Annotated in this window: 14 protein-coding genes and 3 tRNA genes; all 17 read left to right on the top strand. The window is 52.1% G+C overall.

All coding sequences use genetic code 11. The annotated features are described in order from the left end of the window. Positions 1 to 20: 20 nt before the first annotated feature. The 17 genes from msbA to ACTG2S_RS14240 all read left to right on the top strand — a co-directional run bounded on the left by msbA (position 21) and on the right by ACTG2S_RS14240 (position 15,677). Complete coding sequence (gene msbA, locus ACTG2S_RS14320; protein ID WP_439982686.1) at positions 21 to 1,784, top strand: lipid A ABC transporter ATP-binding protein/permease MsbA; 1,764 nt, start codon at positions 21 to 23, stop codon at positions 1,782 to 1,784. Further along, positions 1,784 to 2,779 carry a tetraacyldisaccharide 4'-kinase gene (gene lpxK / locus ACTG2S_RS14315; protein WP_439982685.1) on the top strand — a complete coding sequence of 332 codons (996 nt, stop codon included), beginning with the start codon at positions 1,784 to 1,786 and terminating at the stop codon, positions 2,777 to 2,779. The genes msbA and lpxK overlap by 1 nt, the downstream gene beginning before the upstream one ends. 123 nt (positions 2,780 to 2,902) lie before the next feature. Next, positions 2,903 to 3,091: a Trm112 family protein gene (locus tag ACTG2S_RS14310; protein ID WP_005347033.1), complete on the top strand. Its 189-nt coding sequence runs from the start codon at positions 2,903 to 2,905 to the stop codon at positions 3,089 to 3,091. Beyond that, positions 3,088 to 3,837, top strand: coding sequence for a 3-deoxy-manno-octulosonate cytidylyltransferase (gene kdsB / locus ACTG2S_RS14305; RefSeq protein WP_058058109.1), 750 nt, complete (start codon positions 3,088 to 3,090; stop codon positions 3,835 to 3,837). Before ACTG2S_RS14310 ends, kdsB begins: the two co-directional genes overlap by 4 nt. Before the next feature lie 212 nt (positions 3,838 to 4,049). Further along, complete coding sequence (gene uvrY, locus ACTG2S_RS14300) at positions 4,050 to 4,694, top strand: UvrY/SirA/GacA family response regulator transcription factor (protein ID WP_005337448.1); 645 nt, start codon at positions 4,050 to 4,052, stop codon at positions 4,692 to 4,694. Between the two features lie 127 nt (positions 4,695 to 4,821). Further along, the gene (gene uvrC, locus ACTG2S_RS14295) at positions 4,822 to 6,675 is read left to right on the top strand and encodes an excinuclease ABC subunit UvrC (protein WP_021229373.1); all 1,854 of its coding nucleotides are present in this window, start codon (positions 4,822 to 4,824) and stop codon (positions 6,673 to 6,675) included. 199 nt (positions 6,676 to 6,874) lie between these two features. Continuing rightward, positions 6,875 to 7,429 (top strand): CDP-diacylglycerol--glycerol-3-phosphate 3-phosphatidyltransferase, encoded by a 555-nt coding sequence (pgsA, locus tag ACTG2S_RS14290; RefSeq protein ID WP_031227442.1) that lies wholly within the window; start codon positions 6,875 to 6,877, stop codon positions 7,427 to 7,429. Positions 7,430 to 7,610: 181 nt separating this feature from the next. Further along, positions 7,611 to 7,686: transfer RNA gene (locus tag ACTG2S_RS14285), tRNA-Gly, on the top strand. A 35-nt stretch (positions 7,687 to 7,721) separates the two neighbouring features. Beyond that, positions 7,722 to 7,795 (top strand) — tRNA-Cys (locus ACTG2S_RS14280). Positions 7,796 to 7,836: 41 nt separating this feature from the next. Further along, positions 7,837 to 7,923: transfer RNA gene (locus tag ACTG2S_RS14275), tRNA-Leu, on the top strand. Positions 7,924 to 8,011: 88 nt separating this feature from the next. After that, positions 8,012 to 9,034 (top strand): tyrosine-type recombinase/integrase, encoded by a 1,023-nt coding sequence (locus ACTG2S_RS14270; protein ID WP_139472808.1) that lies wholly within the window; start codon positions 8,012 to 8,014, stop codon positions 9,032 to 9,034. 226 nt (positions 9,035 to 9,260) lie between these two features. Beyond that, positions 9,261 to 9,446, top strand: a complete 186-nt coding sequence (locus ACTG2S_RS14265; protein WP_147277440.1) for a hypothetical protein — start codon at positions 9,261 to 9,263, stop codon at positions 9,444 to 9,446. 110 nt (positions 9,447 to 9,556) lie between these two features. Continuing rightward, positions 9,557 to 10,954 (top strand): DNA primase family protein, encoded by a 1,398-nt coding sequence (locus tag ACTG2S_RS14260; protein ID WP_139472806.1) that lies wholly within the window; start codon positions 9,557 to 9,559, stop codon positions 10,952 to 10,954. Positions 10,955 to 11,528: 574 nt separating this feature from the next. After that, a complete protein-coding gene (locus ACTG2S_RS14255) occupies positions 11,529 to 12,206 on the top strand; it encodes a plasmid recombination protein (RefSeq protein WP_439982682.1) in 678 nt (225 codons plus the stop codon). Between the two features lie 19 nt (positions 12,207 to 12,225). Next, positions 12,226 to 12,846, top strand: coding sequence for a hypothetical protein (locus ACTG2S_RS14250; RefSeq protein WP_439982681.1), 621 nt, complete (start codon positions 12,226 to 12,228; stop codon positions 12,844 to 12,846). A 390-nt stretch (positions 12,847 to 13,236) separates the two neighbouring features. After that, positions 13,237 to 13,962 (top strand): hypothetical protein, encoded by a 726-nt coding sequence (locus ACTG2S_RS14245; protein WP_139472804.1) that lies wholly within the window; start codon positions 13,237 to 13,239, stop codon positions 13,960 to 13,962. After that, complete coding sequence (locus ACTG2S_RS14240; protein ID WP_139472803.1) at positions 13,950 to 15,677, top strand: hypothetical protein; 1,728 nt, start codon at positions 13,950 to 13,952, stop codon at positions 15,675 to 15,677. Before ACTG2S_RS14245 ends, ACTG2S_RS14240 begins: the two co-directional genes overlap by 13 nt.

The raw sequence follows: 15,677 nt of genomic DNA, 5'->3' as shown, positions 1-15,677 counted from the left end.
TCCATTACTAACGGCTATTCATGCAACAAGAAACCTCACAAGAGAGCTGGCCAGTATTCAAACGCCTGCTCGGTTATGTCCGTGATCGCAAGCTGGGCCTGGTCGGTGGCATCATCGGGATGCTGGGCTACGCCGCCGTGGATACCACCTTTGTCTACTCCATCAAGCCGCTGATCGATCAGGGCATCAATGGCAACGACAGCACCGTTTTGAAATGGATGCCTTTCTTCGTCCTCGGCATCGTGGCCCTGCGCGGTGTCGCCAACTTTCTCTCCAACTACTGCATGGCCTGGGTCGGCAACCACGTTGTGATGCGTCTGCAACAGCAGGTGTTCAATCACATGGTGGCAATGCCGATGAGCTTCTTCGACCGTCAGAACACCGGTCATCTGCTCTCCAAGGTGACCTATGACGCCAGTCAGGTCTCCTCGGCGGCGAGCACCACGCTGGTGACCCTGGTGCGGGAAGGGGCGACCGTGGTCGGCCTGCTCGGCCTGATGTTCTGGCACTCCTGGCAGCTGTCAGTGATCTTTTTGGTGGTTGGCCCGCTGGTGGGGGTCATCATCGGCCTTATCAGCCGCCGTTTCCGCCAGATCAGCCGTCACATCCAGCAGGCGGTAGGGGATATCACCACCTCCACCGAGCAGATGCTCAAAGGGCACAAAGAGGTGCTGATGTTTGGTGGCCAGAAGGTGGAAGAGAAACGCTTCTTCCAGGTCAGCAACAACATGCGCCAGCAGACCATGAAGATGGTCGCCGCCGATGCCATCGGCAGCCCTGTGGTGCAGATGGTGGCCTCCATCGCGCTGGCTGCCTTCCTCTACGTCGCGACCATCGACAGCGTCAAGTCAACTCTGACTGCCGGTACGTTTACCGTCATGATCACCTCCATGATGATGTTGCTCAAGCCGCTGAAAAGCCTGACCGACGTCAACAACCAGTTCCAGCGGGCCATCACCGCCTGCCACAGCCTGTTTGGCCTGCTCGACACCGAGCCGGAGCAGGATACCGGCACCCGCACTCTGGAGCGTGCTCGCGGCGAGATCGAGTTTCGCAACGTCACCTTCACCTACCCGACCAAGGACACCCCGGCGCTGCACAACGTCAGCTTCAAGGTGGAGGCGGGTAAGTCGGTGGCGCTGGTGGGCCGTTCCGGCTCTGGCAAGAGTACCATTGCCAGCCTGCTGACCCGCTTCTACGACATCGATCAGGGCGAGATCCTGCTGGACGGCATCAACATCCGCGAATACAAGTTGAGTGAGCTGCGCAAGCAGTACGCGCTGGTCTCCCAGCATGTTCACCTGTTCAACGACTCGGTGGCCAACAACATCGCCTACGCGGCAGAAGACAAATACAGCCGCGACCAGATCGTGCAGGCCGCCCGTATCGCTCATGCCGACGAGTTCGTCAGCAAGATGAGCAACGGGTATGACACTGTGGTTGGCGAAAACGGTGCATCCCTCTCCGGTGGTCAGCGCCAGCGTGTTGCCATTGCGCGCGCTCTGCTGCGCGATGCGCCGGTTCTGTTGCTGGATGAGGCCACCTCGGCCCTCGATACCGAGTCCGAGCGCCACATTCAGGCGGCCATCGACGAGCTTTGCAAGGCGCGTACCTCGCTGGTGATCGCCCACCGTCTCTCCACCATCGAGAAGGCAGACGAGATCCTGGTGATCGACGAAGGTCATATCGTCGAGCGCGGGAACCACGAAGCATTGATGGAGCAGTGCGGCACCTATGCCCAGCTGCGCGCCATTCAGTTTGGCAACGTGGGAAGCAAAGCCTGATGCTGGAACGGCTCTGGTATGCAAAGAGTGGCTGGCGCTGGTTGCTGGCCCCCTTTGCCCTGCTGTTTGCCATCATCAGCGGCAGCCGCCGCTATGCCTATCGTCACGGTTGGCGCAAGGGGTATCGCGCCTCCTTGCCGGTGATCGTGGTGGGCAATATTTCGGTGGGGGGCAACGGCAAGACGCCGGTGGTGGTCTGGCTGGTGGAGCAGTTGCAAGCCCGTGGCTATCGACCCGGGGTGGTGAGCCGTGGTTATGGCGGCAAGGCGCCCTATTATCCCTATCGTCTGGATGAGACCAGCACCACGGCGCAGGCTGGAGATGAGCCTGTGCTGATTGCCCGGCGCTGCGGCTGTCCGGTGGTGGTTGCCCCGAAACGGGCTGACGCGGTACGACTGCTGGAGCAGAGCGGTGAAGTGGATATCATCATCACCGACGACGGCCTGCAGCACTATGCGCTGGCCCGCGATATCGAGTTGGTGGTGGTCGATGGGATGCGCCGTTTCGGCAATGCCTGCCTGCTGCCCATGGGGCCGCTGCGCGAGCCGGTCACTCGTCTCAAACGGGTGGACGCCATCATCTGCAACGGCGGCGAGCCGGGCAAGGGGGAGTACCCCATGCAACTGGTCGCCGACACCCCGCGCCGGGTGCGCGACGATACCCCGCTGGCCACGCCGCTGGCCGGTCCGGTCGATGCGCTGGCGGGGATTGGTCATCCGCCCCGCTTCTTTGCCACCCTGGAAGGGCTCGGCTATCAGCTGGAACAGCAGGCCGCCTACGGCGATCATCATCCCTTTGATCGGGATAAGCTGGTGGGCCGTTTTGCCAGCAAGCCGCTGCTGATGACCGAGAAGGATGCGGTCAAGTGCCGCCCGTTTGCCCTCGAAAACTGGTGGTATCTGCCGGTCAGTGCCGAGTTGCCCGCCTCCCTGCTCGATGCCCTGCTGCACAAGCTGGGGGCGAAGGCAAAGGGTGCGACCAAGGCGCAAGATTAATCTCCCTTGCCTGAGCGAGGGAGAAGTGGACCAATAGCGGTCCCGTATGGAATATCTGGTTGCTCGACATCCATCGCTGGCGTGATGAAGCCGCCAGCGCGACATCGTTGAAGGAGTATCGTTTTGGCTTTGGACATCAAGTTGCTCGACATCATCGCCTGCCCGGTCTGCAAGGGTAAGCTGCATTACAACAAAGCAGTTCATGAGTTGGTCTGCCGCTTCGACAAGCTGGCCTATCCGCTGGAAGAGGGCATCCCGGTGCTGCTGGAGAACCGTGCCCGTCCGCTCAACAGCGATGAGCTGCCGTCATGAGTTTCGTCGTCGTCATTCCTGCCCGCTATGCGTCAACTCGTCTGCCGGGCAAGCCGCTGGCGGATATCCATGGTAAACCCATGGTGCAGCACGTGGTGGAGAAAGCTCTGCAATCCGGTGCCGATCGGGTGATCGTTGCCACCGATGACGAGCGGGTACAGCAGGCACTGCAGAGCACCGGCGTAGAGGTGTGCATGACCTCACCGGATCACCAGTCCGGCACCGAGCGTCTGGCCGAGGTGTGCCGTCACTACGGCTTTGCCGCCGATACCATCATCGTCAATGTGCAGGGGGATGAGCCGCTCATTCCGCCCGCCATCATTCGTCAGGTAGCGGATAATCTGGCCGCCGCCACGGCGCCGATGGCGACCTTGTCGGTGCCGATCAAGGATGCCGAAGAGGCGTTCAACCCGAACGCAGTGAAAGTGGTGACTGACAAGGATGGCTACGCCCTCTACTTCAGTCGAGCCAGCATTCCTTGGGATCGGGATCGCTTTGCCAAGAGCCATGAGCAGATTGGTGACCACTACCAGCGTCATATCGGTATCTACGCCTATCGCGCTGGCTTTATCCAGCGTTACGTAGACTGGGCACCGAGCGTGCTGGAGCAGGTCGAGGCGCTGGAGCAGCTGCGGGTGCTCTGGTACGGGGAGAAGATCCACGTCGCCCAGGCCCTTGAAGCGCCGCCGGTCGGGGTGGATACCCAGGCCGATCTGGAGAAGGTGCGGGCCTTTTTGGCCAAGTGATGGCCACAGCACTAACGTCATGAAAAACGGTGTCGCAAGGCACCGTTTTTTGTTTTGAAAATTTATATAATTATTTGATTTTAAACGCTAAACATGGGTTTTCTCAAACTTTTGGCGTGCATGGTTTGCCAAAGCGACGAGTTTGGTTATGATGCAAGACGCCCTGTTAACCCTAACCGGGCGGCTAAAACGAGATAAAACGGGGTGTTTGGGTGATAAATGTATTCCTGGTCGATGATCATGAGCTGGTGCGTACAGGGATAAGACGCATTCTTGAAGATGTGCGCGGGATCAAGGTGGTGGGTGAGGCACAGAGCGGCGAGACCGCAGTTACGTTCTGTCGCCAACACCATCCGGACGTGATCCTGATGGACATGAACATGCCGGGTATTGGTGGTCTGGAAGCGACCCGCAAAATTCTGCGGATCCGCCCCGATGTGCGCATCATAGTGCTGACCATTCATTCAGAAAATCCGTTCCCCACCAAGGTGATGCAGGCAGGCGCCGCCGGTTACCTGACCAAGGGGGCTGCCCCTGACGAGATGATCCAAGCGATCCGGTTGGTGCACTCCGGTCAGCGCTACATCTCCCCGGAGATTGCCCAGCAGATGGCCCTCAGCCAGTTTGCCTCCGCTGACGAGAATCCCTTCAAGTCCCTCTCCGAGCGCGAGCTGCAGATCATGATGATGATCACCAAGGGGCAGAAGGTGACCGATATCTCCGAGCAGCTCAATCTGAGCCCGAAGACGGTCAACAGCTACCGCTATCGTCTGTTTAGCAAGCTGGGGATCAACGGTGACGTGGAACTGACCCATCTGGCCATTCGCTATGGCATGCTGGATGCCGATACCCTCTAATCGGGTGGCGTGTGGTCACAAAGGCGGCGCGTGCCGCCTTTTTGCTTTTCTGCCCTTTTGCTTTTCAGGCGGCGGGGGCAGTATGCTCTGCCCGTCAATTTTTGCCTTTGTGTGAGCCGAGTAGCTGATGACCCTCTCTCCCGAACCTCTCTTCGACAGCAAGGCGTTTCTGAGCGCCGTCACCCATCAAAGTGGCGTCTACCGCATGTATGACAGCGGTGGCACCGTGATCTACGTGGGCAAGGCTAAGGATCTGAAAAAGCGGCTCGCCTCCTACTTTCGCACCAACGTCGACAGCATCAAGACTCGCACCCTGGTGCGCCAGATCGCCGATATCCAGGTCACCGTCACCCACACCGAGACTGAGGCGCTGATCCTCGAGCACAATCTCATCAAGCAGTACCAGCCCCGTTACAACGTGCTGCTGCGGGACGACAAATCCTACCCTTGGATCATCATCACTGCGCACCAGCATCCACGCATCGGCGTCCATCGCGGTGCCCGCAAGGTGAAGGGGGAGTACTTCGGCCCGTACCCCTCTGGTGGCGCGGTGCGCGAGAGTTTGCATCTGATGCAGAAAATATTTCCGGTGCGTCAGTGCGAAGATGCGGTCTATGCCAACCGCACCCGTCCCTGCCTGCTCTACCAGCTCAAGCGTTGCGCTGGCCCTTGCGTACCCGGGTTGGTGAGCGAAGCCGAATATGCCCAGCAGGTGGAGCTGGCCAAACTGTTTCTGGCGGGCAAGAACCAGCAGGTGATTGGCGAGCTGGTGGGCAAGATGGAGTCCGCCAGCGGCGATCTGCGCTTTGAAGAGGCAGCCCGCTACCGGGATCAGATCCTGGCGCTGCGCCGGGTTACCGAACAGCAGTCGGTGAGCGGCAACGTGCTGGACGAGCTGGATGTGGTGGGGGTCGCCTTCCAGCAAGGTGTGGCCTGCATCCACGTGCTCTTTATCCGTCAGGGAAAGGTGCTGGGTTCGCGCAGCTACTTCCCGAAAGTGCCGGCTGACACCCCGCTTGACGAGGTGGTGCAATCCTTCCTGCTGCAGTTCTATCTGTCGGGGCAGGGGGGGCGGCAGATCCCGAGCGAGGTGCTGCTCGATGTGGCTCTCGAAGATGAAAGCGTCATCGCCGAGACCCTGAGCCAGACTGCAGGCTACAAGGTGCGGGTGGTGAGCCGTACCCGCGCCGAGCGGGCCCGCTTTATCAAGCTCGCCTCCATCAACGCCGAGACGGCGCTTCGCTCGCGGCTGGCTCACAAGAGCACCATCACCGCCCGCTACGACCAGTTGGAAGAGCTGCTGGAGCTGGAGCGCCCCATCGCCCGCATGGAGTGTTTCGATATCTCCCACACCATGGGGGAGCGCACGGTGGCCTCTTGCGTGGTGTTCAACCGGGAGGGGCCGCTCTCATCGGAATATCGTCGTTTTAATATCGACGGTATCACCGGCGGCGATGACTACGCGGCCATGGAGCAGGCGCTGGAGCGCCGCTTTGGCAAGCAGCAGGAGCCGGACAAGGTGCCTGATGTGCTGTTTATTGACGGTGGTCTCGGCCAGTTGCGCCGCGCCGAAGAGATCCTGGCCCGTCAGCTGGAGTTCCTCGGCGGCAAATATCCGCTGCTGGTGGGGATTGCCAAGGGGGTCACCCGCAAGGCGGGGTTGGAAACTCTCATTATGGGGGAAAGTCACGAAGAGTTGCATTTGCCGGCAGATATGCCCGCTTTGCACCTTATTCAGCATATTCGCGATGAATCCCACCGTTTTGCCATTACCGGCCACCGGGCGCGGCGTGCCAAGGCCCGCACCAGCAGCAGTCTGGAGGATATTCCGGGGGTGGGGCCAAAGCGGCGGCAGGCGCTGCTCAAATATCTGGGCGGCCTGCAGGAGGTCAAAAAGGCGAGCGTGGATGAACTGGCCAAGGTACCCGGCATCAGTCAGGAGCTGGCCCAGACCATCCACGATGGTTTGCACAGCGCCTGAGCAGGGTTTGCGGCATGGCAAAATCGCTAACTCCTTGATGCACAAGAGCCGTGACGCGGGGGGGCCGTAAATGCCATAATGGCCCTCGCATTTTGAGAAGATTGATGGATTAAAAAGACCAAGACGGGCGCCAGTGCGGTTGCATCGCAATTCGGCTTTGGCGCACTATGTAGCGACGTACAAGAAGTGGCTGAAAATAATGACAAACATACCTAACCTGTTGACGTTTTTCCGGATTTTGCTCATTCCCGTCTTCGTCATCCTGTTCTATCTGCCTTATCAATGGTCCTATCTGGCTGCCGCCATCATCTTTATTCTGGCCGCTGCCACCGACTGGTTTGATGGCTATCTGGCTCGCAAGCTCAATCAGTCCACCGCCTTTGGCGCCTTCCTTGACCCCGTTGCCGACAAGATCATGGTTGCCGCAGCACTGGTGGTTATCGTCGAACACTACAACACCATCTGGGTGACTATCCCCGCCATGACCATGATTGGCCGCGAGATCATCATCTCCGCCCTGCGTGAGTGGATGGCCGAGCTCGGCAAACGCTCCTCGGTGGCGGTCAGCTGGATTGGCAAGTGGAAGACCATGATCCAGATGGTGTCGCTCACCGGTCTGATTTGGCAATACAACGTCTGGATGGTGTGGCTCGCCTATGTGATGCTCTATGTCGCCACCGTGCTCACCTTCTGGTCGATGTTCCAGTACATGAAGGCCGCCTGGGGCGATTTGACCCACCACGCCAACCTGTGAGTCACTTGCGCCGCAAGGTGAGGTTTCCGCTGATTTGAGGCAGGAAACGGCCAAAGGCGCTAAAACTGTTCAAAAAGGGCAAAAAACGCCCGAACGATCAGGTAATTAAATATTTCTGGTTGACTGGGCGAGGAACATCGCTAGAATGCGTCCTCGTAGTCAGGCAGTCAGCCAGACCAATGCGGGAATAGCTCAGTTGGTAGAGCACGACCTTGCCAAGGTCGGGGTCGCGAGTTCGAGTCTCGTTTCCCGCTCCAAATTCAGACAATAGAGAGCCAACTCTCTTTTGCATGGCGCGTTAGCAAAGCGGTTATGCAGCGGATTGCAAATCCGTTTAGTCCGGTTCGACTCCGGAACGTGCCTCCATATTGACAAGCCCGCAACGCGAGCTTGATACCGATTGCGGTGCCCGAGTGGTGAAATCGGTAGACACAAGGGATTTAAAATCCCTCGACGTTCGCGTCGTGCCGGTTCGATTCCGGCCTCGGGCACCATCTAACATGTTGATTTTAAAGGTAAAGCCACAAACTTAGTCAGTGTGAGTTGACATCTTCTAGGCGCAATCAGGCGGAGAGATGTCGAATGGCTAAAGTTCAAGAGCGAAAAGGTGTAAAAGGAAAAACCTACCGTGTGGAGTTCATGCGGGAGGGTTCTCGCGTATCTAAAACATTTAGAATTAAAAAAGAAGCGGAAAAATTCGCTGCTTTGATTACCCTCAATGCTGATTTGGCCGGAACATTGGCTAACGTCACGCTCAATACGTTATCTCTCCAAGACGCTATAGCTGAGTATCTCGACCAGCACACCGGCAAAGACCCCAACGTGAAAGGGCGTCTCAACTGGTGGGCCTGTGCGATTGGTGCCGACAAGCTAATCGGCAGAATCACAAAACAAGACGTTAAAAAGTGCCTTCAGTCGATGTTGGATGAAGGCATGGCTGCTGCTACCCACAATCGGTACAAGTCCGCGCTGTCCTCCGTGTTCGAGTTCATAAATGACCGTTATGATTGTCAGCACAATCCTGCCCGTCAGATAAAGCAAATCAAAGAGGCCCGCCAGCGTGAGCGTTTTGCATCTCGTGAGGAACTGGATCGGCTATTAGCAGCTTGTAAAGTGAGCCAGTGGGAGCGTCTTCACTTGCTTGTACTGATGGCTGTAAGCACTGGGGCTCGGCGCTCCGAGCTCCTGGGATTACGCTGGAGCTCGATCAACTTCCAAGATCAGACCGCATACCTAAGTGACACTAAGAACGGCACAGACCGAGTTTTACCGCTTACTGGAGCTTGCCTGACTGAACTAACAGAGTTTCGAGAGGTCGGGAATGGCTGGTTGTTTCCTCACCCTGATGATCCCCTTTTTCCATTCAAACACTTCGATAAGCATTGGTATGCCGCTTTGACGCAGGCTGAGATCACCGGACTTGTATTCCACAGTCTAAGGCATACAACAGGCTCTTATCTTGCGATGAGTGGTCAACCGCTGTCGGTTATCAAAGAGGTCTTGGGGCACAAGACAATCGTCACAACACAGCGGTATGTGCACCATTCAACAGAGAATAAAAAACAAGCTATCACAGCGGTGTTTGGAGACATTCTTAATACTTAACAATATTATTCTTCCCTCTGAAGAGTATTAATATTACAGAGAGTTAAAGTTAACAAATATGAGCCAAAATATAATTTCTTAGTAATTAAAGAAAGTAAAAATATTGCTTGATATATTCTGAATCTTGCTGATAGGCTGTATGTGTCAACTCACATTGATTAACTCAATTCATTATTAACACTATTTTGGAGATTGCTTTATGAGTAATATGGTTCAAGAGCTCGCTATGAATATTGATAATTGGGTGCCAGTTAGAGAAGCAAGTATAGACGGTATGAATTATCAGATATTATTGCGCTGCTTAAGTAAAAGAAGTACAGATGCTGCACTTGGAAAATGTTGTCGCAAGATTGGCAATCGCTTATTTATTAACACTAAGCTCTTCGGTCTATGGATGGCCGGAGAGTTATAATTACATATCCGAAAGTTTAATTTTCATTTTGTAATCTTTGTTCTATACAGAACTTTTATTTAATATTGTAGCGCTACATACGGTGGTATTATAATTACGAGGAAATTAATATGTCTGAAAAATACGGTAGGGTTGATGAGCGCCGACAAAGTGAGGCTACGATTATAGATCTAAAGTCAACCAATCAACAGGCAAGGATTTTGAGCGAGCATTTGGGGTCAGTAAAAGTAGATCTGTTATCTTCATATGTGTATCGCTATACAGGGAGTTTTTGGGAGTATATGAGCGATGCTAGGTTACGCAGGGAGTTAGCGGGGATATTTGAAAGAAACCATCTGAGCTTTAGTAGTTCAAAGTTGGAGATGGTTGTTCATACTATGAAAGATATTATTCCTGAGATTCCTGTATCTGATGATGAGTTGATAGGTTTTTCTAATGGTGTCTATGATATGGCAACTAACCAGTTTCGTACTCATGATCCGGATGATGGGCTGCTCGCTCATAATGGAATAATCTATACAGCAGCTAACTCAGCGGAATCAATTCAGGTTCATGCTCCTAATTTTTTCAAATGGCTGAGTTATGCTGCTGAAGGATGTATGGATAAGATGGATCGGATTACAGCAGCATTATTTATGGTATTGACCCATCGTTATGATTGGCAATTATTTCTTGAGGTGACAGGCTCGGGCGGAAGTGGTAAATCAATCATGGCAAACCTTTGTGCGTTGCTTGTCGGTAGCCGAAATATTGGTAGTAGCTCAATGAGGCTTTTGGATAGTGATTTTGGATTGGAAGGTTTATGGGATAAGCGACTAATATTGTTACCCGATCAGCCTAAATACATAGGCGATGGTGCTATTCTGAAAGCAATCACTGGCGGAGATGCTGTAGCTATCAACAGAAAGGGTAAGCCAATGTTTAGTGCCAAGGTGCGTGCTGTTGTACTGGTAACAAATAATGCTCCTATGGAAATGACTGAAAGAAATGGTGGGATAGCAAGACGTAGGGTTATATTCAGCTTCAATAATGTCGTTACTGATGAGGATTCGCAAATTGAAAGTAAAATTTCTAATGAACTTCCGGTCATTATCCGATACCTCTTATCTCAGTATCCAGAGCCCATGAAAGCCAAAAGGCAGCTGCTGGCACAGAGGGGTTCAATGGATGCGATTGTAGTTAAGCGGGAGGCGGACCCACTTTTTGATTTGTGTACTATGGTGAAATTTATGCCAAAAGCCAACGGGTTGCGAATGGGTGGTAAGACGGATATCAAAAGAGAGCCACACAAATTCTTTTACCATCTTTATTTGTCTTACATGCATTACCATGGGATTGATAATACACTTTCAGTTAATGCGGTCAGTCGGGCATTGAAACAGATAGCAAAGGAACTAGGCAGTGAGTATCGAGTCAGGAGCAGCAACGGTACTGTCACTAATATTGTGCTGACCAAGAGGGTTGATGAATTTTTGCTTGGAGCTACTGACTATATGGAGAGTGAGTAGGCTAATTTACCGGCGCTGATGTTCCATATGCGATATGATGTTACAACAATAAAAGCTTCCAATACTTCCGGTTTTTTGAAAAGCCTATAGTGCAAGGCTTAGACATATATAGATATTAACTACAATGCATCCAAAATGGAAGTAATATTAAAAGGTTTAATAATAGTATTGTTGGTCGGTTGTTTTATGATAATCGTCATTGAGTGAAGTGGAAGTTTTTTCAGTAGGTATTCTGTAGTTTTTATATGTTGAGTTGAAATATTTGAATTTATAGTGTCCCAGCAATTTTACTACTTGCAACCGAAACAAGGAGCATGAATGAAATTTATAAATATCTTTACTGTATTCTTTTTTATTTGTGGTCTGGTTATATTTTAATGGTAAATGTTATGGCTCAGATATACATCATCAAAATTCATGTTTTATTTTTTGCCCCGCAGGGCCGACGCTTATGTTGATTGATGCCGAAGGTCTCAATCACATAAGCATAGTCGGTCGCTTGGTGTATGTATTTTGATGTGATGGAATATCTCAACTAATACGAGTACGAGTGTCACGTTACTTTGGGGGTTGTATGGCAGGATATCAATTTGCGCATTTGGATGGCTATGGCAGAAGGGGAGGGAAATCGAAAGCTGGGCGTGTTATGTCAGCACAAGATATTGCTGATGAAGCTGAAAGAAAACCCGGTGCACATGACCATGTTAGTGAGCCGAGGATGCCCGTGCAACACTTTGGAGTAACACCATCTGAAGCAGTAAAGCTTGCCCACGAGTGGGCTGCTAAGGCAAAAGATCCAAAGGGAAGAAAGGTTAGAATTGATGGGCTATGTCTAGCCGCGGGCGTGGTTAGTGTACCTGATAATTTTCCGCATGATAAGTGGCCGGAATATCGGGATGAAATAATTAAACATCTGCAAAAAAAGTATGGTGAAAGATTAAAATCTGTAGTTGAGCATCTTGATGAAAAATACCCACACATACACTTTTATCTTGTCCCCCTATCAGATGAGTCTTTCGGTTCAGTACATCCAGGGGTTGCTGCAGCACGCGCGTCAGCTGCTCGTGGGGAGCGAAAGGGAATGCAAAATAGTGCTTATAAGAAAGCGATGATTGCATGGCAAGAGGATATCTATACGGTCTCACAGAGTTTTGGCTTGGCTCGTATTGGACCACGCCGTCGTAGGTTGTCTAGAGATGAGTGGAAGGCTGAACAGCGAGCCCTGTGCCCATGCAGCACTCAATATATCTGATAAACCAATAGGGTTGAGTATGGGAAGGATCAAACAGATTATTGCCAAGCAAGTCGTGGAACACCGAGCTGGATTGTTGGGTAAGGGACGGGCACTTTACACTGAAGAACAGTTAATTAAGGTAGCCAGAGAAGCAGCATTATATGGTGCTCAACATGTTAAAATGCAGAGACTTGATGTATTAGGTGCCGTGATCCTGCACTCGTCCAAGATCGAGGCGGCAGAAGCAAGACTTATTAAGTTAGCAGAAGAGGAGGTGACATTAGGGATTCGAATTGCAGAAGCGAATGATAAAGTCAAAGCTGTTGATAAAGAGGCTCTAGAGCGCATGCGTATGGCACTATTAAAAGCTGAGCAGGCTGAGGATATGGCACAACAAGCTGAAAGCTGGACCAAACTGACAGTTATTGAGATGGAAAAAAGGATGAAAATGGTGCTATCTCCCATTCTGGCTACGCTAGCAGCTATCATCCGTGATCCTAATGTAGTAGAAGCCCAGCTGGAAGCTGATGCTGCAATTAGTGCTTTGGAGGAGCTAAGGCCGCTTGCTTTCGAGATTCAAAGGGCGTTGCACCCTGTGGCGAAAGCAGCTAATAAAACAAATAAAGTTAAGCATGCCTTAGGACTTGAGCCTGACTAGTAGGGTGAAGCCTTTTTTGTTGACGTTTCTTATCTTTTGTGGATTTGTAGTGGTTGTAGTGGTCTAATCATCCCGTACACCATTTTAGGTGGTACAGTCGCCACCATGACCTGAGGTGTTCAATGTCCATTTTAGTTGGCCACTACAATTGCAGCAATAGCCAACAGAATTAATGATTCCATACGGCGCTAATTTGGTCATCGCCTTCTTCTCTCTATTCTCCAGCTTTGGTAAGCTAATGTGCAGTAACATGATGTTAAAATCATGATTTAGGCACTCCCTTTTCTTACCTAAACTCGAATCCAAGCACCTAGGTTCGCGGGATATGTCTGATCATCTTGGGTCAACAACCCCCTTCGTCTTGGTGCTTGTAGTTTGAGGAAAGAACTCGTGAATAAAGCGGTTTTAATGGGCATAGTGGTTGTGAGTCTACTGACTGGCTGTTCGACACAAGGAAGTGGCGTCCTACCCATAATCGGCCCTCTAGCCAGTCTGGGTACCTATGAAACTTTGTGGACGTTTCCGACCACCGTGGGTGGTTACTATGATTCCAAAGTTCGCCGCAATCGTATGGACGATACCTACGACATGACCTTTTATGGTTCCCTGATTGGTATTCCCATCCATGGCATGACAGGATTTACCTCCCTCGACAGCTGGCCAACTTCTCGCCAGGGCGGGGTCGTCATTGTGCGAGGGGCTACGGTCTCCTGTAAAACCGCACAATGGCTTATCAGTTACCAGCCGGACGGTATGTCCATCAAACACTTTCCAGAGTGTGAACCTTATACCGCCAATAGGCAATCGGGGGACGGTAAGTACATCATGTTCGAAGATCCAACCCATAAGAGTGACTCGCTGTTTGCTTACGATATTCACAAAGACCAATTAGGTCAGTACGAATACGAACAGCCGCCAGTGAAGAAGACTTCGACACAGACCTCCACCTCACCGCAGAGTCGCGTTGCCGCTGGCAAGTCCAGCGCATCGAAAGCCAAAGTGGCGATCCCATCCCCACCCAAGATCACCAGCGTTAAGAAGTATAAGACCGGTTCAATCCAGATCCAGCAGGTGCCAGCCGATAAGGGACAAAAGGCTGTCACATGGGAGAAGTAAAACTACGATTTGCACATCTGGTATCCACGAAACTATTTTGGATGACGGTGATCTACCTTGTCTGCGAGCTTGCCTTTAGTGCTGATTTGCTAGCCCTGTGCAGTCGTGAAGCCACGATCGAAGAGATCGATGCGCTAGAAGATATTGGAAGATTGCTGACTGGTACCGCCATCTCACTGCTGTTTATCGGTCTGTTCATCGACAAGCAGAGTATTCACCCCCTGCTTCGCGCTGTCTATTCGTTGATGCTGATCGCAGGCTTTACTTGGCTCAACCATCAGGCGCAAGACGCCTTTATCGACCACCGCATCGCCTCTGAATTTGACAGTGCCGAAGCACGAAAGGGGGCTTTTCTGCTAACCATGGCAGGCCGTAGCCTCTCTAATGGTACCTTGAACATCCGTAGTATTCACACACCCGATGTTCTCGAACACAAACCATCATTGATGGCGTTCGTGGCCATATTCCCGTCCTTGGCATTCAGCTACCCCAACGTTCAGTCCGAGATGAATAGTCTGCTGAAAAAGGCTATCGCCATTAACGTGATGAAACCCTGTGAGGACATGAAGCATCGAGATGGGTGCATGGGGTCACCGGCACAGTTCAATAATGAGATCTGGCCAGAGGTTATAAAAGAAGTAGAACGTCGGTATGCCGACTACACCAATGGATTTAATGAAACAGTTAAACGTACTAGTCCAAGCAGCTTACAGTCTATTGCGGACAATGCTTGGGTACGTTATGTCAAAAAGCTGCGTGGCAAAGGGGTCACCCCTGATCGTGTTCCTCCACGCCGGTTTGGCATGGTCAGGATTGAGGTTCGCAAAATGGGGGTGCCGGTTCCGGATGACTGGCACCCTGCAGATCGCCAAACCTTCAACGCCATCGTGCGTCAGAAAACCTATAGCAATACTTGGAAAGCCTTAGGTAACAAAGTTGGCACCAGCAATCCGACCAAATACATGAGTATTCAGGCCTTTATGCTGACAGCGAAAGTTCAGCAGTCCGTGCAGAAAAAATTGGGCGCACCAAAGGGTCGCCAGATCCCTCTTGTCACCCGTTTTGATGACATCAAGCGCCTAGTTTACCTTCCTATTGCTAACCAGGCCATTAGCAAGCTTCATGCGGAGGTCGACTCTGCAGCAACGCGTTTTGTCGGAGACGGGCCGCTTGTTGAAAAGGCCGACTCCGCCGTCAAAACACTGGTCGTTGTACCATTGGCCTTGCTAATGTCGCTACTCGGTGGTTTTGGCCATATGATCAAGATTACCACCCTGCTCCTACGCTGCCTCCTGCGTAAAGAAAGTTCTGCCAGGACATTCAAGGCTGTGCTGGGTGCAATCGTCTTCGTCGGCGGAGGTATATTCTTCCTATACCAGGTTGCCAACCCGCTTGTCGAGACAAAGGCATATCAAACGTTCTCTCTGGCGACCGCCATTTACAGTGGCAACACCTTTGCCATGGGGCTGGAGTTCATCATCAGGTTGCAGGAGTTTGCCTACCCCATCAATGCGATAATCTTGACATACAAAAACGTGATCGTACCGACTTTGTGTTTCTTGGCGCTCTTCTGTTTTTGTTACTTCAACGATAATCGACTACTGATGATGCGCTCTGATGCGGAAACCAGAGCGATAGAAAAAAAACGTGCTCGTGTGGCACGGCAACAAAGGCGGACTGATGGAGGGAGCGATTTGCCCATGACACAGCGTTGA

The organism is Aeromonas sp. 82P, assembly GCF_051919365.1.
GTDB lineage: Bacteria > Pseudomonadota > Gammaproteobacteria > Enterobacterales > Aeromonadaceae > Aeromonas > Aeromonas veronii.
The sequence above is the reverse complement of the archived record's forward strand: the minus strand, read 5'-3'. Positions and strand labels throughout refer to the sequence as shown.

Coding starts and splice junctions, on each gene's coding strand:
- msbA (WP_439982686.1), top strand. CDS start 21: ATGCAACAAGAAACCTCACAAGAGAGCTGGCCAGTATTCAAACGCCTG.
- lpxK (WP_439982685.1), top strand. CDS start 1,784: ATGCTGGAACGGCTCTGGTATGCAAAGAGTGGCTGGCGCTGGTTGCTG.
- kdsB (WP_058058109.1), top strand. CDS start 3,088: ATGAGTTTCGTCGTCGTCATTCCTGCCCGCTATGCGTCAACTCGTCTG.
- uvrC (WP_021229373.1), top strand. CDS start 4,822: ATGACCCTCTCTCCCGAACCTCTCTTCGACAGCAAGGCGTTTCTGAGC.
- pgsA (WP_031227442.1), top strand. CDS start 6,875: ATGACAAACATACCTAACCTGTTGACGTTTTTCCGGATTTTGCTCATT.
- ACTG2S_RS14270 (WP_139472808.1), top strand. CDS start 8,012: ATGGCTAAAGTTCAAGAGCGAAAAGGTGTAAAAGGAAAAACCTACCGT.
- ACTG2S_RS14265 (WP_147277440.1), top strand. CDS start 9,261: ATGAATATTGATAATTGGGTGCCAGTTAGAGAAGCAAGTATAGACGGT.
- ACTG2S_RS14260 (WP_139472806.1), top strand. CDS start 9,557: ATGTCTGAAAAATACGGTAGGGTTGATGAGCGCCGACAAAGTGAGGCT.
- ACTG2S_RS14255 (WP_439982682.1), top strand. CDS start 11,529: ATGGCAGGATATCAATTTGCGCATTTGGATGGCTATGGCAGAAGGGGA.
- ACTG2S_RS14250 (WP_439982681.1), top strand. CDS start 12,226: ATGGGAAGGATCAAACAGATTATTGCCAAGCAAGTCGTGGAACACCGA.
- ACTG2S_RS14240 (WP_139472803.1), top strand. CDS start 13,950: ATGGGAGAAGTAAAACTACGATTTGCACATCTGGTATCCACGAAACTA.